This window comes from Streptomyces sp. RB17 (assembly GCF_009604455.1).
Taxonomy (GTDB): Bacteria; Actinomycetota; Actinomycetes; order Streptomycetales; family Streptomycetaceae; genus Streptomyces.
Genome location: NZ_WEGL01000014.1, coordinates 36771 through 60977 on the forward strand (window position 1 = coordinate 36771; position 24207 = coordinate 60977).

Consider the following 24207-nt stretch of genomic DNA (forward strand, 5'->3'; position numbering starts at 1 on the left):
CCCCAGCTGCTCACGTTCACGGTGATGCCGCGCTGCTCCCGCGTTGCGTGGCCCTCCCGCCGAGCTGATCCTGTAGAGGAGGCATGCCGACCGTTCGAGTGAACCGAACGCACAGGGCTGCGTGACCTGCGGACTTCGTGGCCCGAGTGAGGGAGCGGGGTTCAGATGAGGCTTGTCGTCGATCTCAACCGGTGTCAGGGATTCGCGAAGTGCGCCTTCCTCGCCCTGGACGTCTTCACTCTTCACGGCGAGGAGGCGCTGCTCTACACCTCCCGCTTCGACGAGGCACTGCGTGACCAGGTGGAACAAGCCGTGGCCGCCTGCCCGGTCCAGGCCATTCTCGCCGACTTCTCCGACGAACCGACGAAGGGGGTGGAGGGCCGTGTCGGCTGACACCGGTGCCGAGGCCCTCCGGCGGGAGGGACGCATCGTCGTCGTCGGTGCCTCGCTGGCCGGACTGCGCGCGGCGGAGGCTGCGCGACCGGGGCTTCACCGGGTCGCTCACCCTGATCGGTGACGAGCCGTACGAGCCGTACGAGCCGTACGACCGGCCCCCGCTGTCCAAGCAGGTGCTGCTGGGGTTGGAGGACGCCGAGGCGACCGCGCTGCCGCGTAGGCGTGACATCGACGCCGAATGGCGTCTGGGCGTGGCCGCCGCGGGCCTGGACCGAAACGCCAGGCAGGTGATCCTGACGGACGGCGACACCGTGCCCTACGACCGACTGCTGATCACCACCGGTACCAGGGCCCGGCCCTGGTTCCATCCAGAACAGGCGGCTCTGGACGGGGTTTTCGTGCTGCGTACCCGCGACGACTCCGCACGGCTGTGCCGGAAACTCGCCTCCAGCCCACGTCGGACGCTGGTGATCGGCGCCGGTTTCACGGGCTCCGAGATCGCCTCCGTCTGCCGGGAGCGCGGCCTGGAGGTGACGGTCGTCGAACGCGGCCCGGCACCCCTGGTCGGCGTCCTCGGCGGGGTGCTCGCTGCGGTGGCGGCCCGGCTGCAGCACGATCAAGGGAGAGACGACGACGTCGGGCTTCGCCCTGCAGAAGGTCTAGCCACGGCTTGTCGGGAGGGCCCGGGCAGTCTCACCGCCCGGGCCCTCCAAGTCCACTTCCTGTGTGCCGCCAGATCTGTGCCGTACTTACGGGTAGCCCACCAGGTAGGCCACGTTGCTGCTGGGCGTGACCTGGTTGCCGGTGTTGTCGATGATGTGGTTGATGGTGCCGTCGCCGCCCAGGACCGTGGTGACCATGCTGTGGAACTTCACGGCGGACGTGGTGGGCACCTCGATGGCATGGCCGAGTACGACGGAGGGGTTGTCGCGGAGGTAGGCGTAGACACCCACGCCCCATGCCTCGTGTGAGGTCACTGAGTTGGCGACCTTGTAGGAGGCGTAGCCGAGATCGCCACCGCTGGTGGTCCAGCTGGACTGGTCGGGCACGTCGTAGGGGGTTTCGCTCTGGTAGAAGTACGTGCGGCCGCCGTTGCCGTTCCACGTGGTCTGGTACTTCTGGTAATGCTCGACCGCCAGGCCGTACATGGTGACGTTGTTGCCGTTGACGATCAGTCCGTTGACGGCCGGGTTGGTCGTCCAGCCCACGCCGTTGGTGTGGTCCGCCCGCCACAGCCACAGGTCGTCGCCGACAACGTCGTTGCTGTTGACCACCAGTGTCTGGGTGGCCTTACCGGCGAGGTCGCCGCCGATCCGGAAGAACACGTCGTGCAGCACGATGGGGTCGGTGGTGTGGCCGGCGGTCGAGCCGGCCGGACCGACCTGCATCAGTATGCTGGAGTTGGTGGTGTTCGCGCTGATCAGCAGCCCCGCGATGTCGATGCCGTCGACGTCCGACGTGGTGATCGCCGTGACGCCGTTGTCCGGCACGAGGGTGGCCAGACCCAGTCCCAGGACCACCGTGTCGGGGCGGGTGATGTTCAGTGGGGCGGACAGGTGGTAGACACCCGGCGTGACGATCAGGTTCTTGCCGGCGGCGAGCGCGTTGTTGATCGTCGTGGCGGTGTCACCGGGCTTGACGATGTAGAACTCGCTGATCGGCAGTGAGGTGCCCGGAGCGGTGCCGTTGGTCCAGTCCGGCCCCTGCACATCGGTGCGTACGGACGGGACGAACACCTGCCAGTTGCCCGAGCTGTCGACGTAGAGGAACGGCTTTTCGCGCATCACGGGGCTCTGTGCGACGGTGGTGTACTGCGGGTTGGGGAAGCTGCTCGCCGGGGCGCCGGTGTCGCTGACGAAGACCATGTTCCAGTTGTGCCCGGTCCAGCCGCCGTTCATGGCGGTGTCCTGGGTGAGGAACTGCTGCTGGGTCCCGGAGTTGATCTGGCCGGAGACCCGCGAGTCGCCGATGTAGCCGCCGCTGGACCAGTTGGTGCTGGTGCCGTGGGTGTCGTCCCACAGCTTCATGCTGCCGTGCACGTCCATGCGCCGGAACGGATCGGCCTGCGAGACGGCCCACATGGTGCTGCCCGAACTGGGGCTCACCGACATGTTCTCGACGTCCCGCCAGAAGTTCTGGGTGGCGTTGCCGTCGCTGGTGTGCCCCTCGACGTGCACACCGCCGCCGGTGATCGACACCTGGTCCGGTGACAGTCCCAGTCCAGAGACCTGGGTGTAGTAGCCGACGGGTATGTCGACGTTGTACGTGCCGGGAGTGAACAGCAGGGCGTTGCGCTGGGTGCCGAACTCGTTGTTCTGCTGGGCACTGTAGACGGAGTTGATCTGCGCCTGGATGGTGGACATCGGCATCGACGGATCGAACACCGTGACGTTGGGGCCGAAGTCGGGGGTGTTGGGCGGCGGAGTGACGCCGCCGGTGAGCGTGAAGGACTGGGCGGCGGTGCCGTTGCAGGTGTACTGCTGCAGTTGGACGCCGTCGGCGGTGGACGCGGACGGCACATCGAGGCACTTGCCGCTGTTGCGGTTGACGAAGTGGTACGTCCCGGAGGCCTCGGCGACCGGCAGCCACTGCTGGTTGGCGCCGCCGCCGTAGAGCCACAACTGCGTCAGCGCGCCGTCGGCGGTGGAGACGTCGGTCTCGTCCCACACTTGGTTCGGCGCGGAGGCCACACCGATCCGGTAGTAGCCGCTGTCGGTCGCGGTGAACTGCCAGGACTGGGCGCCGGTGCCGTTGCAGGTGTACTGCTGCACAGCGGTGCCGTTACCGGTGGCAGCGGCACGCGCGTCGACACACTTGCCGCTGTTCGCGTTGACGACGGTGGTGGGGGCGGTGGGGATGGTCGCGGCACTGGCGCTCGGGGCAGAGACCAGCGCGATGCCGGCGGCGGCCGGCAGCAGGAGCGCCGCCGTGAGGGCGGTGGTGCGTCTGCGATGAGGGTGGGCTCGGACGAGCACAGCGAGAACGTTGGTCACGCGTGTCTCCTAGGCGCCTGCGGGGGCGAGATGTTGATCGGACGTTAGGCGCCACCCGACAAGCCGTCAATATAAGTTGAAAGAAAAGTCGTGAACTATGTTCCGCGCACACAACGACCACTGTCCGCGGGCGTCGTGGCGCCCGCGGACAGTGGTCGATCAGCGAATCGGATCAGTAGGAGAACTGCTGGATCTGGCTGCCGTCACCTGCGTACGTCCAGGCGGTCCGGGTTGCCGGGTCAAGCTGGATGACGCGCTCGCGATGCGTTTCGAGCCGGCCGTTCCAGGTGCCGAACAGCGGATACTCGACGCCGGTCACGGTGCCCACTGTCCTGCCCGACTTCAGGTCGACGACGAGGATGCGACCGGTCGCGTTGTTGTCGCCGAAACCGTACTGCTGAAAGCCGCCCGTCGGCTTCAGGTCGGGGAACCGGAAGGCGAACAGCCCCAGTTGGTGCACGCCGTCGACGGCGAGCGCGAGGGGCGCCTGCCCGGTTCCGAGACTCACCTGGTCCCCGCTGGGCAACTGCGCGAAGTACCCGGTGCCGGGGAAGTTGACGCTGTACGAGTGGTACCACGTCTCGTAGAGGTTGCCCTTCTGGTCGGCGGCGAGGTCGCCGGCGCACGGGCTTCCTCCCTGGCTGGTAGTGACCGTTCCGTCGTCCAGGCTGACCGCGGACATGGTGCCGGACCCGATCCCGGCCAGGCAGTTGACGGTGGTCCCGGTTTTCTGCGCGTAGAAGACACCGGTCGACTCGTCCACGTCCAGCAGGCCGTACGTGGACCGGCCGTTCGTGGTGGGTTCGAGCTGGAGCGGTGTCCCCTCAGTGCCGGTCGCTGTGTCCACGGGGAGCACGAAGCCCGCGTGGTCGCTCGAACGGTAGGCGAGCACCGCTGCGCGGTGGCGCTCGGCGTCCACCCGCCCGCCCGTCACGACGTACTGGTCGTCGACCTTGACGCGGCTGCCGACCGCGTCGCCGGTGCTCGTGTCGTAGGTCTCGAGCCACTGCTCGCCGGTGGTGGTCTGCTTGTGCAGGACCAGCGTGTGGTGGGTGGAGTCGACGCCGAACGCCTCGTAGATGGAGCCGTACGCGGGGTCGCTGGTCAACTGCCGCCCATAGGTTCCGGTGGTGGCATCGTAGTCGTACACCGACCCTTCACCGGTGGGGCTTTCAACCGCCGCGACGGACGTTCCGCCGGGGACGATCGCGAAGTCGGTCAGGTTGGTGCTGTCAGGGGCCGCTCCGTCGTCGAATCCCAGCAGTGACGTCGGCGAAGCCTGCCCGATGGTCCTGCCGTGCCGGTCGACGGCGAACACCCGCAGGTCGTAGGTGACCGACGAGGGCAGCTTGAGCGCGACGGCGTCGAGTTCCACCGTGCCCCGCGTGCCGTCCAACGAACGGTCGAGCGTGGCCGGGCTGTCCACCCCGTCGTGGTCGCGCGTGGTGCCGTTCTGGTTGCTGACCAGGTTGTACGAGTTGTACATGTTCGGCCCGGGCGCGGAGAACTCCAGCATCGTGCCGGTGGCACCCTCGACCCGCGACACGTCGTAGTGAACCGAGAACCGCGGTGCGGACCTGCCGATGCCCAGCAGGTGACCGAACTCTCTCGATGCCTTCGCGGCCAGGACCGGCGCTTCCGGGCGTTGCGAGGGATCACTGCCATTGACCCGGATCGAGGCGAACTCCCCGTACTCCGGGCCGCCCTTGGAACCACCCGTGGGGCTCTGCAGGACACCGATCCCGTAGATTCCTCCGCCAGCCGAGAAGGCGTCGGCCGGGACGGTGACCGTTCCGCGAAGTGCTGACAGCGGGGCGGTGTAGGAGGCGGACAAGATGGGTGCCAGTGCGGGGTTCCAGTGGCCGACTCCCGACACGACCAGCTGGGGCGAGCTGACGTTCCGCACTCCGGTGAGGTCGTAGCTCACCTGAACGGAGTGTCCCGTCCCGAGGACGGGCTGGACCACCGGGGCGAGCGCCTCGGCGTAGCCGCCGTCGGTGGGGCCGAAGGTCAGCTCGTGCGTCGCCGACGTCAGCACCTGCCGCCCGCGGCGAACCTCGAAGGTGAGCGAGACCTGACGGTCAGTCGTGGCAACGACCGGCAGTCCGGCAGCCGTCAGCATCTGCCTGGGCATCAGCCGGATCGCCGGCACATCGGAGGTGAACTCGTGATCCCCGATGCGCAGCGCATAGCCGGTGGCTTTCCGGTCGGCCAGGCCGATCACGTCGGCGCCGATGGTCACCGGCCCCACCAGTCCCTCACCGGTGCCGCCGGAGCCCGTGGCCGGCCCGGCCAGGTCGATGCGTCCGGGGTCGGTGGCCTCCAGGTACGAGGCACCGAGCCCGCCGATGGTCTGGCGATGCGCCACTGAGAGCCGGACGATCCGGGGTGTGCCCGCGCCGGCCTGGCTGCCGTGTGCCTTGGCCAGGACCGCCTGCACCGCGGCCGTGATGTCGAGCTGCGGGCCGACGTGCAGCGGCTGGTCGATCTGCGGCGGAGTGGGCACGGCTCGGCCGGTGCGCTCCAGCAGCGAGCGGACGTCCTCGGGCGATGGGTGCTGACCGGTCAGCCGGGAGGTCTGCAGCACGACCGCGGCGGCGGCCGCGATCTCGGGCGCGGACGCCGAAGTCCCTCCGCTGAGGACCTCCGACACCGACTGCGCGGTCTGGCCCTGGTGCTCGAAGGCGGGGATGCCGTCACTGGGCGCCGAGACGTCCACACGCGTGCCGAAACCCGAGGAGAAGATCCCGGAACCGTTGAGCCTGGTGGTCGCCCAGGTTCCGTCGGCCGACGCGGCCCCGCCGCTCTGCGGCGGAACAGACAGCGTGTCGTCGGTCGTGGTGCCGCCCGCGGCGATCGCTCCGGAGTCCAGCACCTTGCTGGGCGTGGTCGACAGTTGGTCATCGTCGATCCGGGTGGTGTCGGCGGCCTTGCGCGTCACGTCGGTGGCGGTGCTGCCGCCGTCCGGCCCGACGGCCGCGTTGGTGTACAGCCTGGTCCCGTCGTTCGACGAGACCACCACGGTGATGCCGTACTGCTGCACGATCGACGCGATCACGGCCTGCTGGACCGGATCGTCCTCCAGGTACCGCCCGGGGAACCCCGCACCGTCGGTGCCGTAACCGAGGCTGGCGGTGATCACGTCGGGTCGCGGCTGCTGGCGGGCCGCGGCCAGCAGTGCCACCGCGATCTGGCTGAACGTCGGCTGCTGCGGGACGACGAGCCGGTAGTCGGCGCCCGGGGCGATGCCCAGCAGGTCGGAGTTTCCACTGCCCTGCATGCCGGGGCGCTGCAGTTCGTGCGGAAGCGGCGCCATCACGGAGAAGTCCAGCAGCACCTCGCCCAGCACGGGATCCTCCCCGTGGGTCGTGCCGGTCGGGTCGAGTGCGCCGGTCGCGTCCGCGGTGTAGGTGGGGATCAACGGCATCGTGGGGATGTCCAGGTACCGCTGGCCGTCCTGGACCACGGTCGTCGGACCCGTCGGGCCCAGGTTCGGCGTCGACTTGTCGGTGAGGTCGCCGACCGAGACATTGGTGATGGTCTCACCGGTGCCGGGCAACTGGTCGAACTTCTGCCTGAGCAAGCCGAAGGCGCCCGTCGCGTCGACGCCGCCGGCGTTGAGGAAGCTCTGCAGCGAGTTGCCGAGAGCCGCGTTGCCGGGCACACCGTCAGATCCGGTCGCACCGCTGTCCTGCCCCTCCGCCGACGCGCCGGGCTTTCCGGCCGTTGCGCTCACCGACGAGGGCAGCGGTATGGACCCGGTGTTCATGGGGGAGACGGTCTGGTCGGGCTCGGCGTAGGAGACACCGCTTGTGGCTGCCAGCATCCGGGCAGCCGTCGCGGTGTCGCCGCCGGCGAGCTTGACGACCTGCACCTTGGACAGGTCGATCGCTCCGGAGCCCAGCTTCGCCCGGGCGGCTGAGCGCAACCGCTGCGCCTGGGCGGCCGTGAGCCCCGGCACCAGGGGCCGCATGGAGACCGCGTTTGCCCGGTGGAGCGCGGTGTTGACCGCCGTGTCCGAGGTCAGTGGGGTACGGACCTGCAGATTGTGCTGCTTGCCGAGCGACTTGCCCGTGACCTGGGTGGTCGAGCCGAGCACCACGAGGACCTGGTGAGGGCTGTTCTTCGCCGACTGCGTCGGCGTGGGCTTCATGAACGAGCGCCATGGACCGAGCGCTGAGGACCCGGGTGGGGAAGGCAGCGCGGCCCGCGCAGACATGCCTTTCGCGCCGGATTCGGCCGCTGGCGTCTGCGCTCCGGTAGCCGCCGCGTCCAGCACGGGTGTGCCGAGCAGTACGGCCGCGCTGGCTATGGTGGCGATGCCGCGAGCGATCGCTCGTCTCCGCCGTTTCATGGGCGCTCCACTTCTTGCAAGGAACTCGGGGAAGCACAGGGAAGGCGCCGGCCCCCCAACAGCGCCCACGCGGTGGGGAATCTCTCAACGTCGAAAAGCCCGCACAAGACGACGAGGGTGGCGGACTTCTGTCAACTGGCAGAAAGTCGCCACCGAAATGGCGAGACGGCGTGACATTTGGCGTGCGGATGGCGGACGCAGCAGGGCGTCTTCACGACGCGTCCGCAGTCTGCCGCGGTGAGGCAGCCCCGAGACCGGTGGCCGATTCGCGGCATGGATGTCATCCGGAGTTGAAAGATGGAAGTTGACGTCATCGTGCTCAACGACGCCTCACAACTCGCCCGGACGACCGCCCCCAGCCTTGACCGCAGGCGACGTTCCGGAGCCCGCAACGGGTGACCTGGTCGTGCTGGTGCCGACCACGATCAAAGGCGCCGGCGCGGACCAGACGATCACCGACGGCAGCAGCCTCGATGTCGTCGAGTTCGGGGTCGGTGCCGCCTTCGTGCAGGCGGACCTGGTCGAGGTCGGCGTAGCTGGGGGAGCGGAGCACACCGCCCGCGATCTGCCCGCCGTACAGCTCGCTGGTCTCGGCCTCCGTCAGCAGGGGCTCGGCGAGGCCGCGGTGGAGGGTGTGCTGGATCAGCCACACGATCTCCGCCGGGTGGGCCGGGCGGAAGGCGATGCCCCCGGCGAGCGCGGCCTGAACCCGCGAGGCTTGCTCGCGGTAGGCGTTCACCTCGCGCCGGGCCACCGGTGCCGGCTCGGCCGGTTCGATGCCCTCGATCATGCGCAGGGCGATCTCACCCGGATCGACCTGCGCGCACATGCCGTACAGGCGCGGGGCCCCGGAAAGGGAGCGCACCAAGTGGGTGATCCTTGCCAGTTGTTCGTCGCGGACTGCGGCGGGCACGTAGGTGCCCTGGACGGTCTCCTCGCGCTGGCCTTGTGCGTCCGGGCCGGGGTGAAGGCGGTAGACGGCCCACACGCTGGCTTGCGTCGACCACACCAGGTGCCCGGCGATGTGCCGGATCGGAACCCTCAGCGTGCGCCCCCTTGCTGGGCGAGCGCGAGCAGCTGCTGCACACCTGACACCGGCCCGGCTGCCACCGCGGGAGCAACTGGCTGTGTGCGGCGGGGTGCGGGCGAGCGGTGTCGGGCCGGGTTCGGGTGCGGCGCCCGGGCTGGGCGCCGCTGAACGGCGGGGGAGGGTGCGGCCTGCGCGTCGGGGCCGGGCGCGGGCGTGTCCTCGATGGTGAAGCCGCCGAGCAGGGGGTGGGGAGCGCGGTCGCGGGCGGCCCGCCCGCCGATCCGCCCTCCACGGGGCTGATCGCGGGCGGCCCGCCCGCCGATCCGCCCTCCACGGGGCTGCCGGCCAAGCAGCACCCACCCCAACGCGGCCTGCACCGGTGCACGGCCGGCGATCTTCGGCCGGCGCACCATCCAGATGACCAAGACCCACCCGAAGAGGGGGACCGGCCCCATCCACGACTACCAGCCGATGGTCTTGACCAGCAGGAAGCCGCCGCCGACGGCGACCGCGGTCTGTGCGGGGGTGTAGGGGCCGAGGGGGATCTTCCAGTCGGCGACCTTGCCCAGCACCCACGGGTGGCGGCGGGCGGTGGTGTTGAAGCGGCCCACCCGCGCCGCGGCCGCGGTCACAGCCGGCCTCCGACACCCGGCGAGTGGTCACCAGAGGCGGGGAGTTCGGACCGGACGACCCCAGGAACGGCGGGCGCACCCTTGGACGGGTTCTTCACCTCGTCCTCGAACATGTTCGCCAGGCTGGCGCGAGAGTTGTACAGACCGAGCGCGATCACCATCAGCAGCAGGGCACCGATCCCGGCCTTGAGGCTGAACCTCTGGATCGTGATCACGACGACGAGGCAGACGAGACCGGTCTGCAGCCCCTTGGTCGCCCACTCCTTGAACATAGTGATCCAGGAGTTGCCGAGGTCGTCCAGCTGCCCGGCGAGCACCACGCTGTGGATGGTGTTCATCGGGAACTCCCGTCCTGGGCAGTCCCGGACTCCAGGGCGGTGGCTTCCCACCGGCCCGAGCGGGCCTTGAGCGTGAGCTCGTAGGCCGGCGGCCACCGGCCGGCCGCGTCCCGGGCTTCCACCTCGGCGAGGACGCGCACCGTCGTGCCGTCCGCCGGCACCTGTTCGGCGGCTGCGGCCTCTTCGATGGCGGACAGCTGCTGGAGGGAGAGTGCCGTGTACGGGGCGGGGGAGACGGCGGTGAGCTTCACGCCGGGGGCGAGGTAGCGGCTCACCTCGCCGGCACCGGTCAGGTAGGCGCCGAGGAACTCCGCGACGGCGGAGGACAGATCACCCTCCGGGACGGTCACCCGGTACGGCGACTTCGGCACCCCGGCCCGGGCCGGGCCGGCCACCACGCCGGGCGCACCGGTCACCGTGAATGAGGCGCCCGCCCGGTCGGCGACCACCGGGATGGCGTAGTAGCGCAACCGTCCGTCGGCGTACTGCGCAGCCACCGTCACCGCCCACGCGCCGCCTTCGCGCTGCGCACCGCCGTCACGGACTGCGGCTTCGACTGCGTACCCGCTGCCGGATTGGGCAGCTCGACGTCCGGCGCCCCACACCTGGAAGCCACCGTCCCCGTCGGCCGCGCCATCAACCCCGTCTCCAGCACGAACTGGGAGGGCACCGGTGTGCAGCCGGACATCCCTTGCGCCGCTGCTGACTCCCTCGACCACGCACACGCGCTGGCCCTCGCCCGACTGGCAGGCTGACCCAGTCCAGCTCACCGACAGCCAGGCGGAAGCTGCTAGCCGGGTTGCTCCGTACCCAGCCCTCCGGCGCCGCCTGGTCATCGAACGTGACCCGCTTCGGGGTGATATCCACAAACGCTCTCCGACCAGGGCGGGAGGCTGCGACCTCCGCGATCAGCCGTCGCCCCAGGCGTAGTGCGCTCAGCTTGTCGGTGGGCCATGTTGATCGCTCATTCACGGATGCTCATCCTGACGGTCACGATCGAACGGCGCCATGGGTTTCACGGCGGTCCCGACCAGCGCGGCGACTGTGCACCCACGCCGGCACTGCGACACGAGCCAGGTCCAGACTCACGCCATGAGGTTGAAAAGCGCTCCATGTCCGACTGCCTGATCCCCGGCGGGTCCGACTACGACGGCATCAGCGAGGACGCCATGCGCTGGAGGCCCGAGGAGCAGCACGACCGCGCCGACGCGCTCACGGAGCTGCTCGGCGGCGAAGCCGACGTCATCCACGCCTACACTCGCGCCCAGTCCATCGCCGAGGGGGCCCCGGTGGCCGCCCTGGCCGACACGACCGACCGCGACGCGGCGAAGGAAGTCCTATTCCGGCTGCGGCTGATGCACCCCGAGATCACCATCGTCTGGGCCGACTCCGCCTACGCCGGACAGCTCATCGACTGGGCGAGGAGGAACCTGAACCTGACGCTCAAGACCGTCAGCCGGCCGAAGAACACCGCCGGGTTCGCCGTCCTGCCGCGCCGCTGGGTGGTGGAGAGGTCGCTGGCCTGGATCATGGACGCGCGCCGGCACGCCCGGGACTACGAACGGCTCATCCAGCATTCGGAATCGTTGATCACCTGGGCCGCCATCACGCTCATGACCAGGCGCATCACCCGCCGGACATCGCGCTGGAGCGGACAGCCGGCCTCCCGCGAAGCCGAGCGAGATTGATCGTTGTGAAGGTGGTGGTGGCCACCTTCGCCCACAGGCGCCGCAGTCTGCGGCCGCAATCCACTCGCCCAGCAAAGACCTGGCCTGCGACGGTCCTTGGCCTGATAGCCGTTTGATGACCGGCCCCACGCGGCTTGACATGCCGCATTAGGGATCAATGTCAGGCCGGGTTGTCCGTCGTTTCCGTCCGGTCAGGACGGAAGATTTCCTCGATGGTCAGTCCGAAGACGTCGGCGATAGTGAACGCCAGAGGCAGGCTGGGGTCGTATCGCTCGGTTTCGATGGCGTTGATGGCCTGCCGGGAGACGTGGCACCGGTCGGCCAGGTCGGCCTGGCTCCACCGGCGTGCTGCTCGCAGTTCGCGCAGTCGGTTCTTCACGATGCGCCGTCACCGGTGCAGGCGGGTACGCAGGTCCGCGATCGTCAGCCAGAGACCCACGCCGCCGAGGAGGATCGCCTCCGCGAGCTGATGCAGCTGGATGATGCCAGCGGCATCGAGCAGGGTAGCCACTTGCAGTCCTACGAGGACTGCGGCGAACGCGATGGCCATGCTCTCCAACTGAATCCTGCGCAGGTATTCGTCCGCGCGCCGGAATGCCCGCCACAGCACCCAGACGATTGCGAGGGTGAAGACGGCGGTGGTCGCGATCCACCAAGCCTTCTGGCCGGTGCTCGGATCGGGGTTACTGCCCAGCGCGAGGGCTACCACGCCCAACGTGGACACGGGTATGCCGTCGACGAGCACAGCACGGCGGGCCGCACGCGTCATCTGGTCCTGCTGCACCTGGTCTGTCATGCGATGAATGTAAGGTGTCCCTTCCATTGAGTCAAGCGAACCTTACTTAACGGAATGGACCCCTTACACAGCAACTCCGGCCCAGACCCGAGGATCCCGACTCCTCCCAGTGACCGGGTCACGGTTAAACCAGCCGTCCAACCCTCGGCGCCTAGGTTCAGGAACAGGCACTCAGCTTGATCTTTAACCCGTGCGCCGAGGTTTCGGGGTTGCTGACTTCGCTGTTTGTCGTTTTGCTGGCTGCGTTCTGCCGGGTGTGTGCACGACGTGCCGTTGGGTTGGCCGGGTGTTCTTTTGGCCTGGTGGTCGTCCGGGGCCAGGGCGAGAGGGTTTTGGTGCTTGGGCCGGACAGGCGGCTTGCGGGCGGATGTGCCGGAAGTCGCGGCGGACACGGGCGGGGGTGAGTCTGTCCGACGGGCTTGGCTTCTCCCAGAGGTGGCGCAGGTCGGCCGCGACCAGGCGGGCGAGACGCAGTTGGGTGTAGGCGGCGAGGATCAGCCAGGTCCAGCGGTCGGCCGCTTCAGGGGTCCGGATCTTCGGGGTGGTCCAGCCGAGGGTCTGTTTGAACAGGCGGAAGGTGTGCTCGATGTCGAAGCGCCGCAGGTATGCCCGCCAGAGGCGGTCGATGTCCGTGGCGCCGGCGTCGGTGCCGGACCACCACAGCCAGACCGGCTTCGGGGTCGCTCCGCTGGGCAGGTGGTCGATGTCCAGACGGATCACCGTTCCTTCCACGATGGGCAGGGTGTCGTCCGTCGAGGCCCAGGACGAGTGGTGGGTGAGCCTGGGGTGGAGTCGGTTCCAGGAGCGTGCGATGGCGGTGCCGTAGTGGCGGGTGTCGGTGACGGTTTCGACGTCCGGGGTGCCCCAGGTGTCGGGCTGTCCGAAGACGAACTCGCCTCCGTGCCGCGGTGGACGGCCCTGGGTGTGGGGCTGCCGGAACGGGGCGGCTCTGCGCAGGACACGGTCCGAGCGCATCCGGGACAGCACTTGCACCGGCATGTCATTGAGGAGGAACGCGAGTCGGGGAGCGCCGTATCCGGCATCCGCGACGATGAGGACGTCCGGGTCACCTGGGCGCCACTGTCGCGCTGTGATGAGCCGCTCGATCAGATCGCGCAGCTGGCGGGCAGTGACCGTGGCGGTGTCGTCCCCCGGCGCCAGGCGGAGTGCGTCCAGCGGTGCGGTCCATGAGCTTCGGCCGGGCTCGAGGGCGCAGACGATCGAGTACGGCCAGCCGGGGACGGGAATGTGCTGATCCTTGCCGCGGCCGCAGGTGTGACACAGGATGCGCTGTGGTGAGGTGTGTGCATTGGGCCGCAGCCAGCAGGTGACGTCGACGGCCAGGATCAGTCGGCCGTCGCAGGCACGGGGCAGTGGCACTGCGGCCAGGGCCCGCCGTAACCGGTCCTCGTCGATCCGACCGCGGGAAACAGCCTGGTAGAGACCACCATGGCCGCGGCGGTGTTCGCCCACCAGCGACAACCCGACCAACGACCTGACCGGCCCGTCACCGCAGAGAACAGCATCGACCAGCTCGAACAATGCATCCGAACGAGCGGTGAGACAGGCATAGAACTGCCCCCGGAAGGAGGACAGTTGTGCCAATACTTCTCGTCGGACGTCGCGATGCAGCAGACTCATCCTCACGGCCTTCGTTCTGAAGATGTGTGTTTCCTTGGTCGGAGCACATGTTCAGACGAAGGCCGCCTTCATGTCCGGCAGATACCGGACCGAGTGATCAAGTTCGACGCACCATTCGACACCGGACGTTAAAGATCAAGCTAAGGGCTGTCCCGTAATGCCTGGCGCCTCTGTGCTGCACAGGACACCTTCCGCGAGGGCGATTGCTCTCACCCGCGCGAAGCTGCGTTGCAGCACCATTCGGTCACCGAGTTGGTCCAGGCCGTCCTCACGCTCCCTCTGGCGGTGTCACGCTGAGACCGTAGAAGGCTCAGTTGTTCACGGCGTAGGGCTGCAGCGGCGGTTCCTGCGCCAACGTGGGAGCGCTCGCGCTGGAGGCGGCGGTTTGTCCCAGGGCCGCGAGTACGTGCGCGGGGAAGGTCGCCGGGTCGACGCCGGGCATCAGCGGTCGACCGCAGGTGGTGCGGCTGACGCGCCCCATGTCGGCGGGCCCGGCGTGGGTCAGGGCGTCGACGCCGATCAGCCAGGCGGCGTTGTCGTAAGACATGCCAAAGTGGTCGACGACCTCGGCCGGGCACAGGTCCTGCACGGTCAGGTCGGTGACGTTGGCCGCAGGTGGTAGGAAGGTCGACGCGTAGGGGACCACGACTTCGTCGGTGCGGGTGGCGATCTCGGTGTAGTCGATGCCGGGCCAGGTCTGCGGGCCCCGGTTGAGCGCGGTCAGGAAGTGGGAACCGAACGCTTGCTGCCAGTTGGCTGCCGTGCATCCGGTGACCGCGACCGCGCACTGGGCTCTGAAGACCTGGGTGCCGTGGTTGGACGAGGCCAGGCCGACGTAGTCGGCGACCATGCCACGGGTGTCGGGCCAGTACTTCAGCGCCCAGCGGCCGATCATGCCACCCTGGCTGTGACCCACCAGGGCGACGCGGCGATGCGATCGGGCGTTCATGGTGCGGACGGCGCCGACGACGTACTCGGCCGCCATCTGGATGTCCCCGTTGCCGGACTCGGGCAGGTCCAGGTCGCAGTAGGCCCAGTGGCGCTGGTCGAAGGCTCGGTTCCAGTTCCACGACCAGTCGGCGGCGGAGTTCGAGGTGGTGCCGTGCAGGAAGAGCACGGGCTCGATCGGGCTGCTGGGCAGACTGCCGGAGCAGTGCAGCGCGGCGCTGATCTGTGCCGTGCCTACCGTGAGAGGGGGCTCCTGCGTCGTGGCCGCCACCGCGCTCGGCGCGCCCGGAGCGACCATAAGGCCGACCAGCAGGGCTGCGGTCGCCGCGACGAGGCGGGCTGGCGCCGGCGTGGCTCTGCGGTGGCTTTGGCGACGGTGCATACGATCTGCCTTTCGGCTTGTGCGTATGGATCCTGGGCGGTGGGAGGGGTGGGCGGGAAGGCCCGGTCGCGCCGGGCTCGTCCGCCGTGGCGCGGGCACGCGCTGGCGGGACGGTGTGTCGGGCCAGGTAGGGCCGCGATCACGGCCGCGGGCCTTTTCCCTGCGGCTCGTCCTCGTGCGACGCTGCCTTGTCAGCCGCCCCTCCACCGTTGCCAACTTACGCAGCGGTAACTTAAATTTGCGGCTCCTTGCTGTCAATGTGTTCGTCGCAGTTCCGGGCGAGGAGGTGGGCCGGTGGCGAGCTGGCAGATGAGAGCGGTCGCGGCGTACCTGCGGCTCACCGCACGTCCCCGGATGGCGACCGCCGAGCGGGCAGCACGCCGGATCGCGGCGCCGAAGGCCGAACCGCAACGTCCGCGTCGGCTGCGCGAGCGCCATGAGGTGACGGAGGTGGTGATCAGCGGATTCCGCTGTATCTCGGTACGGCCGAGGCGCCTCACCCGGCATCCCGGCCCGACCGCGCCCGGCGCCGGCCGGGCCGTGGTCTACGTGCACGGCGGCTCTTACATCAACCCCATCACCACGCAGCACTGGTCTTTCATCACCGCACTCGCCGACGCCGGCTGCCGCGTCGAGGTGCCGCTCTATGGCCGGGCGCCGCACCACACGGTCGCCGAGGCGGTCCCCTTCGTCACGGCCGTCTACGAACGGCTGCTGCGCACCTGCCCGGCTTCGATGATCGGCATCGCGGGCGACTCGGCCGGCGGCGGCCTGGCGCTGGCGGCCACGCAGGCGATGCGCGACCGGCTCCCCCTGCCGGCCAAGCTGGTGCTCATCGCGCCCTGGCTGGATGTGACGATGTCGAACCCGGCGATCGCAGAAGCTGCGGGCAGCGACCCGTGGCTCTCCCCCGTCGGCCTCGTGGAAGCGGGAAGAGCGTGGCTCGGCGGCCGGGACGGACGGGATCCGTGGGCGAGCCCCTTGTTCGGCTCCTTCCAGGGTCTGCCGCCCATGGAGGCGGTCGTCGGCACCCGAGACCTGTTCCGACCCGACGTGCTGCTGCTGCGCGAACGCTGTGAGGCTGCGGGCGTTCCTTGCCGGGTCGACGTCGTCGAGGGCGCTGTCCACGTCTACCCCCTGACGCCGACACCGGAGGGCCACGAGGCAGCATCCGCGCTGGTCACCTCACTGACGGCTACCGCCTAGTGGCTTCGTGATCTCCTTGCAGCTTCCGGCGCGTCCGCTCGCGCTTTCGTTTGGGGCAGGTCCCATCAGGTGCGGGTCCAGCGTTGGTTGCTGCCGTTCGAGCAGGAGTAGAGCTGGATCAGGGTGCCGTTGGCGGTTCCGCCTGCGACGGCGTCGAGGCAGAGGCCGGACTGGACGCCGACGATGGATCCGTCGGAGTTGAGGCGCCATTTCTGGTTGTCGCCGCCCCAGCAGCTGTAGATCTGGACTTTGGAGCCGTTGCCGGTGCCGCCGGCGTCCAGGCACTTGTTGCCGTAGACCCTGAGCTCACCGGCGGCGGTGTGCGTCCACTGCTGGTTGGTGCCGTTGTTGCAGTCCCACAGTTGGAGTTGGGTGCCGTCGGTGGTACTGCTGCTGGGCACGTCCAGGCAGCGGCCCGACCCGACGCCCTTGATCTGTCCGGAATCCGAAGGGGGCGTAGTGGAGCCGCCGTTGAGTGCGTTGAGGACGGCAGTGTAGGCGGGCTTCTTGCTGCCGTCGCCGTTGAACAGCAGCGGCGTGTCCTGCGATCGCCAGGAGTCGCTGTCGCGCACACCCCAGACGGTGATGCCGAGACAGCGCGAGACGGCCAGGCAGTCGTTGGCCACGTTGGCGTAGGTCGAGGCCGGGGCACCCTGAATGTCGAGTTCGGTGATGGCCACGTCGACGCCGAGGGCGGCGAAGTTCTGCAGAGTGGTGCGGAAGTTACTGTTGTAGGGGCTGCCGCTGTTGAAGTGCGACTGGAAGCCGACGCAGTCGATCGGCACGCCCCGCTGCTTGAAGTCTTTGACCATGGCGTACACGGCCTGGGTCTTGGCCCAGGTCCAGTCCTCGATGTTGTAGTCGTTGTAGCAGAGCTTGGCGGCCGGGTCGGCGGCGCGCGCGGTGCGGAAGGCGACCTCGATCCAGTCGTTGCCGGTGCGCTGCAGGTTGGAGTCGCGCCGGGCTCCCGAACTGCCGTCGGCGAAGGCCTCGTTCACGACGTCCCACTGGGCGATCTTGCCCTTGTAGTGGCCCATCACGCCGTTGATGTGGTCGATCATCGCCTGGCGCAGTGTGCTGCCGCTGAGGCTCTGCATCCAGGCGGGCTGCTGGGAGTGCCAGGCCAGGGTGTGACCGCGCACCTGCTTGCCGTTCTGCACGGCCCAGTTGTAGACGCGGTCACCGGCGGTGAAGTTGAACTGGCCCCGCTGCGGTTCGGTGGCGTCGATCTTCATCTCGTTCTCGGGCGTCACCATGTTGAACTCACGGCCCGCGATCGACGTGTACGCCGAGTCGCCCAGCCTGCCGGAGGCGATGGCGGTGCCGAAGTAGCGGCCGCTCTGCGCCGCCGCGGCGCCGAGCGTGCTCTCGGCGGCGTGTGCGGTCGGCGGCGCGACCAGTGCGCCGGCCGCACCGAGGACGCCGACGACCAGCGCCAACAGCGGGCCGCGGATCTTCCGGCGGACAACGGATCTGGGTAGGGCATACGAGCCCATGACTGTGCCTCCAAGGTAGAAATCACGAAAGGACTGAAGCGCAGGGGTTTGCGTCGTCCACTCCCACGCGGCAGACGGACGGACGGGGCGGGCCGGAGCCCGGGCGGCACGGGATCACCGGACGCCGCGGACAGGGGACGGGACGATCTTCGAGACAGGCACGGGGGCACTCCATCGCGGCACACCCGGGGGGACCGCCACGCCGCGTCACGTACCTCTCCCACTGCGTGAAGAGCCAGGGATGCGCTGGTGCGAGCCTCACCGGAACGAAACGGGGTGGTGCAGGTGCGGTGCTTTGGTGCGCGGATCTGTAGGGCAGTTGTGCGTGGATCTGCCGTGCAGCACGGATTGCCCAAGGCCGGTGTGGTTCGAAATATGGAACTGTGGCCGGTCACTCAGACAGGAATAATTGAGGTATTGACGATGCATCGTCAATACCTTGGTGCATAAAAGTTTCTGATTCTTGTCCGAAACTTTCGGAACCGTGAGCGGGACGGCCTACTACCGGCGCCATCGTCATCAGATGCCGTAGGGGCAGGGGCCCAGCGCCAGGATGAGTATGCGGACGCTTTCCCCCGCTCCGGCGTCAAGTGTGGCCCGGACTCGGCCATTTGTCGGTGCGGCGTGCGACGTCTCACGCATAGGCTCCCGCAACATTTCGGCGCAGATAACGAATCATGCGAGGGGTTGACGCCGTTCACCGGTTCCCTATCATTCGGGTTGCTCGACACCTCGACCCTTATTCGATATGTCGAACGTATTGAGTCGCTCCATCGCACAGCAGGGCAACTCAGGGTCGCACCGCCCGAACGCAGAGCCGCAAGGAGTCGTGCCGCATGCGTATGTCATGGCCGTGCCAATCTTCCTCTTTTCGACCGTGCCACCCGGGTGATCGGCTGTCCACGCCTCCACCCCTGGCGCTCATGCAGCCCTAAGGCGCCGGGCGCCACCGGTCCTTCAGAAGGTCGCGAAGGACCGGGAAGTCACAAGCGGTCTGCCGTGGTGCTCACGGGCCGTTGCGCACCGCACTGCACCGACAGTCCGGACAACCTCTGACGAGGCCGACCGGAACCGTCCCACTCAAGGTTGAGGAAGTCCCCATGCACAGAGGAAGTTTCAGCCGCAGACATACGTCTGCGGTGCTCGCCGACGCGGTTGCGGTCCTGGTCGCGTTGGCGGCGATGCTCGTGGCCAACCCGGCTCAGGCCGCCACCAGCGGCGCCTTGCGCGGCGTCGGTTCCGGCCGGTGCCTCGATGTGCCGAACGCCAGCCAGACCGACGGCACGCTCCTGCAGATCTGGGACTGCTCGGGCGGGACCAACCGGCAGTGGACGTTGACGGACAGCAACCAGCTGACCGTGTACGGCAACAAGTGCCTGGATGTTCCGGGCCACGCCACCACGGCCGGTACCCGGGTGCAGATCTGGACCTGTAGCGGCGGTGCGAACCAGCAGTGGCGGGTGAACTCGGACGGCACGATCGTCGGCGTGGAGTCCGGGTTGTGCCTGGAGGTCACGGGCTCCGGTACGGCGAACGGAGCGGCGGTGGAGATCTGGACGTGCAACGGCGGCAGCAACCAGAAGTGGACCGGCCCGTCCGGGACGACCCCGCCTGGCGGCTCGTGTTCCCTTCCGTCCACGTACCGGTGGACGTCGACAGGGGCGTTGGCGCAGCCGGCAAACGGGTGGGCCGCGGTGAAGGACTTCACCAATGTCGTGTACAACGGCAAGCACCTGGTCTACGCGTCGAACGTGTCGGGATCGTCCTACGGCTCGATGATGTTCAGTCCCTTCACGAACTGGTCGGACATGGCGTCGGCCGGCCAGACCGGGATGAGCCAGTCCGCGGTGGCACCCACGCTGTTCTACTTCGCACCCAAGAACATCTGGGTGCTGGCATACCAGTGGGGCGCGTGGCCCTTCATCTACCGCACGTCGAGCGACCCCACCAACCCCAACGGCTGGTCCGCACCGCAGCCGCTGTTCACCGGTAGCATCACCGGCTCCAGCACCGGCCCGATCGACCAGACCCTGATCGCCGACGGCCAGAACATGTACCTGTTCTTCGCCGGTGACAACGGCAAGATCTACCGGGCGAGCATGCCGATCGGGAACTTCCCGGGCAGCTTCGGCTCGTCGTACACGACGGTCATGAGCGACACGACGAACAACCTGTTCGAGGCGGTGCAGGTCTACAAGGTGCAGGGCCAGAACCAGTACCTCATGATCGTCGAGGCCCAGGGGGCGAACGGGCGCTACTTCCGCTCGTTCACGGCCTCCAGCCTGAGCGGCTCGTGGACCCCGCAGGCCGGCAGCGAGAGCAACCCCTTCGCGGGCAAGGCCAACAGCGGTGCCACCTGGACCATCGACATCAGCCACGGTGACCTGGTCCGCAACAACCCCGACCAGACCATGACCATCGACCCCTGCAACCTGCAGTTCCTCTACCAGGGCAAGTCCCCCACCGCGGGCGGCCCCTACGACCAACTGCCCTGGCGGCCGGGCATCCTCACCCTGCAGCACTGACCCGCCCGATCCACGGTGACCGTGATGTCGTGCGGTCTGCCAGCGTGTGGGCGAGCGGTTCACGGCGTGGGCCATTCGACCTGCTGACCGACGCTCACCGTCTCGAGGAACCCCAGCCGTGCGGCGGCCGGGGTTCCTCTCATCTCCGGTGCAGTTGTCGCGGTCCAGCCCGTCTTCGAAGAGGTCGAGAATGAGGGTCGCTTGGGCTGAACGGTCTGAGCTACAGCTTTGAGGGCTGGTGCTGCGACGAGGCGATGCGTGCGACGTTCCGATGACACTCGAATCGGAAGTCTGAACCCTCACGGACTCCCCGACCCTCGCGTCTCCCCGGAGATTCGGGCAGAGGGCCACGTCTTCAAGAGCAAGCACACAATCCCAAAACCAGCCAGCCCAGGTGGCCGGAAGATCGTCTGCCTGGCCTTTCCCGGCCGTTGCTGACAGATAAGGGGTGGCCCGGCCATGTGGCCGGGCCACCCCTTCGGGGCATGCAGCTGTCAGGCGGGCCGCGCGGCGGGCGCCGGGGCGGTGGCCTTGTGAGCCTTACTGGTCTCCCGGAGGGTCAGCAGGCCGGTGATCGCGATCAGCGCCGAGGTCAGGCCGTGGATGCCGAACGCGGCGGCGAGGGGGCCGTGGTGGGCCAAGACGTTGATCATGTCGCCGAACGGGGCGACGGCCTCCATCAGCAGGACCCAGCCCAGGGCGCGGCGGTGGCCCGTCAGCAGGAGGATGCCGATGACCAGGCCCATCGAGAATTCGCGGGTGCCCTTCATGATGAGGAAGCCGTCGCCGTTGCCGGCGGGCCAGGTCGGCATGCCAACGCCTTGAGTGGACGCCTCCGGGGCCAGGATGAAGGACAACCCGAGGTAGAGGACGAACAGCGCGCAGACGGTGGCCAGGACGGTGTTGACGTTCTTCAGCGGCATGGTTCTTCTCCTTTGACGTTCAGCCTGGGGTGGGGCAGGGTTCAGCGGCGGGCGTAGCTGAGGCGGCCGATGACGTGCCAGATGACGCGGACCGGTGTGGGTTGGGGCGGACAAGATCGCCTTACTCGGGGCATCTCCGACCGCGCATCGCCGCCTCGCCCGCGACTACGAACGCGATCCCGCCATCACCAACGAAGCCGTGATCCGCTGGGCCGCCATCGGCCTCACGACCCGTTGCGGCCCGGGGTGAGGATTTCCATGAGATGTCCGTCGGGGTCGCGGAAGTAGGTGCCCCTGCGGCCTTGGGTGCGCTTGCCGTGATAGATCTGTCCGACTTCTTGGCACGCGGGATCGCCGTAGTGGGTGACTCCGCCGTGCTGGATGCGGGCGAGGGCGGCGTCGAACTCCTGCTCGCTGACCATGAACGCGTAGTGGTGTGGCTCGAAGTCGTCCAGCTGGTCGTAGTCCAGGCTGACTTGGTTGGCGAGCGTGACCGGGGTGAAGTGCGCCAGCGGCGGATCGACGCTCAGGCCGAGGATGTCGGCCAGGAACTGTGCCGAGACTTGCGGGTCACGGGCGGGGACGATGGTGTGGTTCAACTCCACGGGCATGGTGACTCCTTGTCAGGGACGGGGCTTCGCATGGTGGGGCGCTCGGCGGTCTTGGCGACCCGGCGTGGTGCATGCGGGCAGGGCGGGGCGCTTCTGCGGCCGGCCGCTCCCGGCTACAGCTGCCGTGTCATTCGTCGATCTGCTCGAAGATGTGCGGGTACGACACGATGCCGTCGGGGAACTCGGCCGCCATGCGCTGGAACTCCGGGCTGCCGAACGCCGTGGCGAGAGCCTCGGTCGACTCCCAGACCGCGACGTTCATCAGAAGCTGACTGTCCGCCGTTCCCTTGTGCATCTGCAGGGAGACGAACCCCGGCTGAGCCTTCATGAACTCCGCCTGCCTGCGAAAGAGGGCCAGGAACGATTCTGTCCGCTCCTTCGGGACGAAGAAGGTGTTGGCCAGGACGATGGGCCCGGTCTTGTCCTTGAACTGCGCGAACATCGGTGTGTTCGGGTCGAGGCTCTGCAGCTTGGCCATTTTCGGAACTTCCTCTCGCTATTGGTGAATGAGTGTCGCTGGGTCCCGCGTCCTGCGGATACCAGCGGAGTTCGAGGGTGTTGGTGTCCGGGTCCTGGATGTGGATGGAGGTGGCGGCACCGCACTGCGGGCGCACGGTCGAGCGGTTGCGGCTGACGACCGGGCGGGTGAGCCCGTGGGCTCAGGTGAGGGCTGCGACCAGAAGGGCGAAGGCGGCGATGATGACGGCGACTCGGACGTAGTGCCAGCGCTCCCAGCGGTTCATCTGCTCCTTCCAGTCCTTGGGCCGGTTCTCGGGGGTCCACGTCTTGTTCCGGTTGTTGATCGGAACGAGCAGCAGAAGCGACATGGCCACGCTGAGGATCAGAAGCGCGCCGACGGTGACGACGAGGCCGGTGCCGTGGTGGTGCCACCCGGCGACAGCCCAGATGCCGACGAGGACGAGCGAGCCGATGTACCAGACCGGCATCACGGCGCCGAGCATCCGGCCCCGTGGGCGTGGCCGAGTTGGCCACTGTCCTCCGGGAGGGCGTTGAGGATCGGGTTGATGACGAAGGCGACGGAGAACTCCACCCCACCCATCACGCCGAAGACCACGGTGGTGACGACCTCGAGCGCGTTGAGCATGATGACCCTCCCGGCGTCTAGCATTGCTAGCTAACGAGGCAACGCTATAGCTGCTGCCGCTCTCATGTCTAGCGATGCTAGGATCGAATCATGTCGGTACAGGAACGCAAGGCACGCGAACGGGCGGAGCGCGAGCGCCTCATCGTGGCCACGGCCCGCGAACTCGCCGAGCAGCAGGGCTGGGACGCGGTCACCACCCGCCGGCTCGCCGAACGCATTGAATACAGCCAGCCCGTCCTCTACAGCCACTTCCGCGGCAAGCGCGAGATCATCGGCGCCGTCGCCCTCGAGGGCGCCACCGAAATGGCCGCGGCGGTGCGGGCCGCGACCGCCGCCGCGGTCGGCTCGCGCGCCCGGGTCTCCGCCCTCGCCCGCGCCTACCTCGACTTCGCCACACGCAACCCGGCCGTCTACGACGCCCTCTTCGAGCTCGACGGCGGTCTCGCGTACGCACAGGAGGACACCCCGGAACCTCTCAAGGACGCCTTCGCCGCGCTGCTGGAGTGCCTCCGCGAGGTCGCCGGGGACGGCGTCGACCCGGGGCTGTTCACCGAGGTGTTCTGGGCGTCCCTGCACGGGCTGGCGACCCTGACCCGGTCGGGACGGCTGCTGCCGCAGGACGCCGAGCCGAGGGTGGAGCTGCTGGTGGACCGGCTCGCCATGGTCTGACACACCATCCCGGTGGGCACGCGGCCGGGGCCCTCGGGCCTCGCCGCTGCCTGCCTGCGGCAACCCTTCCGGTCACTCGCGCCCACACGGCGCAGCCGCAGACCGCTGGGCCCCGTGCCCCAGACGGACACCCGCCCCGGAAGCTGCGATGCTTCGGCCAGATGGGCCGCCCCAGCTCGGATTGGCGGTGGTATCCGCGCTTTGAGGTGCGCCGCGGGCCTTGGTGCGCAGGCGTTCAGATGGCCGTGAGATTGGTCAGGCCGAGCAGGGCCAGCCCGAGGCCCGCCAAGGCCAGGCTCACCCGGAGCAGGCAGGACGCGTGGGTACTCCACCAGCGCACGCGGGGCATGGCCGAGGCCGGGATCAGGTTCCAGTCCACGCGGTGCAAGGCGGCTTTGTAGATGGCCATGGCTACGGTGCCCCATGCGCCGGCCATGGCCAGGGTGCCCGCGATCGCCCGGAGTGTGGTCACGT

General features: G+C 68.5%; 20 protein-coding genes and 4 pseudogenes. 7 read left to right on the top strand and 17 right to left on the bottom strand.

What is annotated here, in order from left to right; translation table 11 throughout:
* Positions 1-165 precede the first annotated feature (165 nt).
* Together SRB17_RS41000 and SRB17_RS41005 are read left to right on the top strand one after the other, a co-directional pair.
* On the top strand, positions 166-393 hold the full coding sequence (locus SRB17_RS41000; RefSeq protein ID WP_153546719.1) for a ferredoxin: 228 nt from the start codon (positions 166-168) through the stop codon (positions 391-393).
* Positions 383-1025, top strand: a pseudogene (locus tag SRB17_RS41005) (FAD-dependent oxidoreductase); the annotation flags it as partial. The gene SRB17_RS41000 and the pseudogene SRB17_RS41005, both read left to right, overlap by 11 nt.
* Before the next feature lie 120 nt (positions 1026-1145).
* Here the strand turns inward: SRB17_RS41005 and SRB17_RS41010 are convergent.
* From SRB17_RS41010 to SRB17_RS41035, 7 genes and pseudogenes are all read right to left on the bottom strand, one after another.
* Positions 1146-3389 carry an RICIN domain-containing protein gene (locus SRB17_RS41010; RefSeq protein ID WP_416237133.1) on the bottom strand — a complete coding sequence of 748 codons (2244 nt, stop codon included), beginning with the start codon at positions 3387-3389 and terminating at the stop codon, positions 1146-1148.
* 172 nt (positions 3390-3561) lie between these two features.
* Positions 3562-7542, bottom strand: a complete 3981-nt coding sequence (locus SRB17_RS41015) for a S8 family serine peptidase (RefSeq protein ID WP_153546721.1) — start codon at positions 7540-7542, stop codon at positions 3562-3564.
* Positions 7543-8176: 634 nt separating this feature from the next.
* Positions 8177-8752, bottom strand: a pseudogene (locus SRB17_RS41020) (ATP/GTP-binding protein); the annotation flags it as partial.
* Positions 8753-8784: 32 nt separating this feature from the next.
* The gene (locus SRB17_RS41025; RefSeq protein WP_323377469.1) at positions 8785-9198 is read right to left on the bottom strand and encodes a hypothetical protein; all 414 of its coding nucleotides are present in this window, start codon (positions 9196-9198) and stop codon (positions 8785-8787) included.
* A 36-nt stretch (positions 9199-9234) separates the two neighbouring features.
* Positions 9235-9405, bottom strand: coding sequence for a hypothetical protein (locus SRB17_RS48310; protein ID WP_323377447.1), 171 nt, complete (start codon positions 9403-9405; stop codon positions 9235-9237).
* Positions 9402-9743 (bottom strand): hypothetical protein, encoded by a 342-nt coding sequence (locus SRB17_RS41030; RefSeq protein WP_153546724.1) that lies wholly within the window; start codon positions 9741-9743, stop codon positions 9402-9404. The genes SRB17_RS48310 and SRB17_RS41030 overlap by 4 nt, the downstream gene beginning before the upstream one ends.
* Positions 9740-10246, bottom strand: a complete 507-nt coding sequence (locus SRB17_RS41035; protein WP_323377448.1) for a conjugal transfer protein — start codon at positions 10244-10246, stop codon at positions 9740-9742. Before SRB17_RS41035 ends, SRB17_RS41030 begins: the two co-directional genes overlap by 4 nt.
* A 72-nt stretch (positions 10247-10318) precedes the next feature.
* Between SRB17_RS41035 and SRB17_RS47080 the strand changes: the two genes are divergently transcribed.
* Together SRB17_RS47080 and SRB17_RS41045 are read left to right on the top strand one after the other, a co-directional pair.
* Positions 10319-10498, top strand: coding sequence for a hypothetical protein (locus SRB17_RS47080; protein ID WP_228396593.1), 180 nt, complete (start codon positions 10319-10321; stop codon positions 10496-10498).
* Between the two features lie 522 nt (positions 10499-11020).
* Positions 11021-11404: pseudogene (locus SRB17_RS41045) on the top strand (transposase); the annotation flags it as partial.
* A gap of 187 nt (positions 11405-11591) precedes the next feature.
* Here SRB17_RS41045 and SRB17_RS41050 read toward each other — a convergent pair.
* The 4 genes from SRB17_RS41050 to SRB17_RS41065 all read right to left on the bottom strand — a co-directional run bounded on the left by SRB17_RS41050 (position 11592) and on the right by SRB17_RS41065 (position 15198).
* Positions 11592-11810 carry a helix-turn-helix transcriptional regulator gene (locus tag SRB17_RS41050; protein ID WP_323377449.1) on the bottom strand — a complete coding sequence of 73 codons (219 nt, stop codon included), beginning with the start codon at positions 11808-11810 and terminating at the stop codon, positions 11592-11594.
* Positions 11811-11819: 9 nt separating this feature from the next.
* On the bottom strand, positions 11820-12227 hold the full coding sequence (locus SRB17_RS41055) for a hypothetical protein (RefSeq protein WP_153546726.1): 408 nt from the start codon (positions 12225-12227) through the stop codon (positions 11820-11822).
* A gap of 183 nt (positions 12228-12410) precedes the next feature.
* On the bottom strand, positions 12411-13868 hold the full coding sequence (locus tag SRB17_RS41060) for an NF041680 family putative transposase (RefSeq protein WP_153546728.1): 1458 nt from the start codon (positions 13866-13868) through the stop codon (positions 12411-12413).
* A 310-nt stretch (positions 13869-14178) separates the two neighbouring features.
* Positions 14179-15198: an esterase/lipase family protein gene (locus SRB17_RS41065; protein WP_153546730.1), complete on the bottom strand. Its 1020-nt coding sequence runs from the start codon at positions 15196-15198 to the stop codon at positions 14179-14181.
* A 294-nt stretch (positions 15199-15492) separates the two neighbouring features.
* Here SRB17_RS41065 and SRB17_RS41070 point away from each other — a divergent pair, with 294 nt between their 5' ends.
* A complete protein-coding gene (locus SRB17_RS41070) occupies positions 15493-16404 on the top strand; it encodes an alpha/beta hydrolase fold domain-containing protein (protein WP_323377452.1) in 912 nt (303 codons plus the stop codon).
* Between the two features lie 65 nt (positions 16405-16469).
* Here the strand turns inward: SRB17_RS41070 and SRB17_RS41075 are convergent, their stop codons facing one another.
* Positions 16470-17900 (bottom strand): endo-1,4-beta-xylanase, encoded by a 1431-nt coding sequence (locus SRB17_RS41075; protein WP_153546732.1) that lies wholly within the window; start codon positions 17898-17900, stop codon positions 16470-16472.
* Positions 17901-19000: 1100 nt separating this feature from the next.
* Here SRB17_RS41075 and SRB17_RS41080 point away from each other — a divergent pair.
* Positions 19001-20425 (top strand): non-reducing end alpha-L-arabinofuranosidase family hydrolase, encoded by a 1425-nt coding sequence (locus tag SRB17_RS41080; protein ID WP_153546735.1) that lies wholly within the window; start codon positions 19001-19003, stop codon positions 20423-20425.
* A gap of 494 nt (positions 20426-20919) precedes the next feature.
* Here SRB17_RS41080 and SRB17_RS41085 read toward each other — a convergent pair whose 3' ends face one another.
* From SRB17_RS41085 to SRB17_RS41100, 4 genes and pseudogenes are all read right to left on the bottom strand, one after another.
* A complete protein-coding gene (locus SRB17_RS41085) occupies positions 20920-21348 on the bottom strand; it encodes a DUF4267 domain-containing protein (RefSeq protein WP_153546737.1) in 429 nt (142 codons plus the stop codon).
* A gap of 224 nt (positions 21349-21572) precedes the next feature.
* Entirely contained in the window at positions 21573-21959 is a 387-nt protein-coding gene (locus SRB17_RS41090) for a VOC family protein (RefSeq protein WP_153546739.1), read from the bottom strand.
* 127 nt (positions 21960-22086) lie between these two features.
* Positions 22087-22437, bottom strand: coding sequence for an antibiotic biosynthesis monooxygenase family protein (locus SRB17_RS41095; RefSeq protein ID WP_153546741.1), 351 nt, complete (start codon positions 22435-22437; stop codon positions 22087-22089).
* Between the two features lie 181 nt (positions 22438-22618).
* Positions 22619-23064, bottom strand: a pseudogene (locus tag SRB17_RS41100) (anthrone oxygenase family protein).
* A 90-nt stretch (positions 23065-23154) separates the two neighbouring features.
* On the opposite strand from SRB17_RS41100, the gene SRB17_RS41105 reads away from it, so the two are divergent.
* Complete coding sequence (locus SRB17_RS41105; RefSeq protein WP_153546743.1) at positions 23155-23733, top strand: TetR/AcrR family transcriptional regulator; 579 nt, start codon at positions 23155-23157, stop codon at positions 23731-23733.
* 235 nt (positions 23734-23968) lie between these two features.
* Here SRB17_RS41105 and SRB17_RS41110 read toward each other — a convergent pair whose 3' ends face one another.
* Positions 23969-24205 carry a hypothetical protein gene (locus SRB17_RS41110; RefSeq protein WP_153546745.1) on the bottom strand — a complete coding sequence of 79 codons (237 nt, stop codon included), beginning with the start codon at positions 24203-24205 and terminating at the stop codon, positions 23969-23971.
* Between the last annotated feature and the right edge of the window lie 2 nt (positions 24206-24207).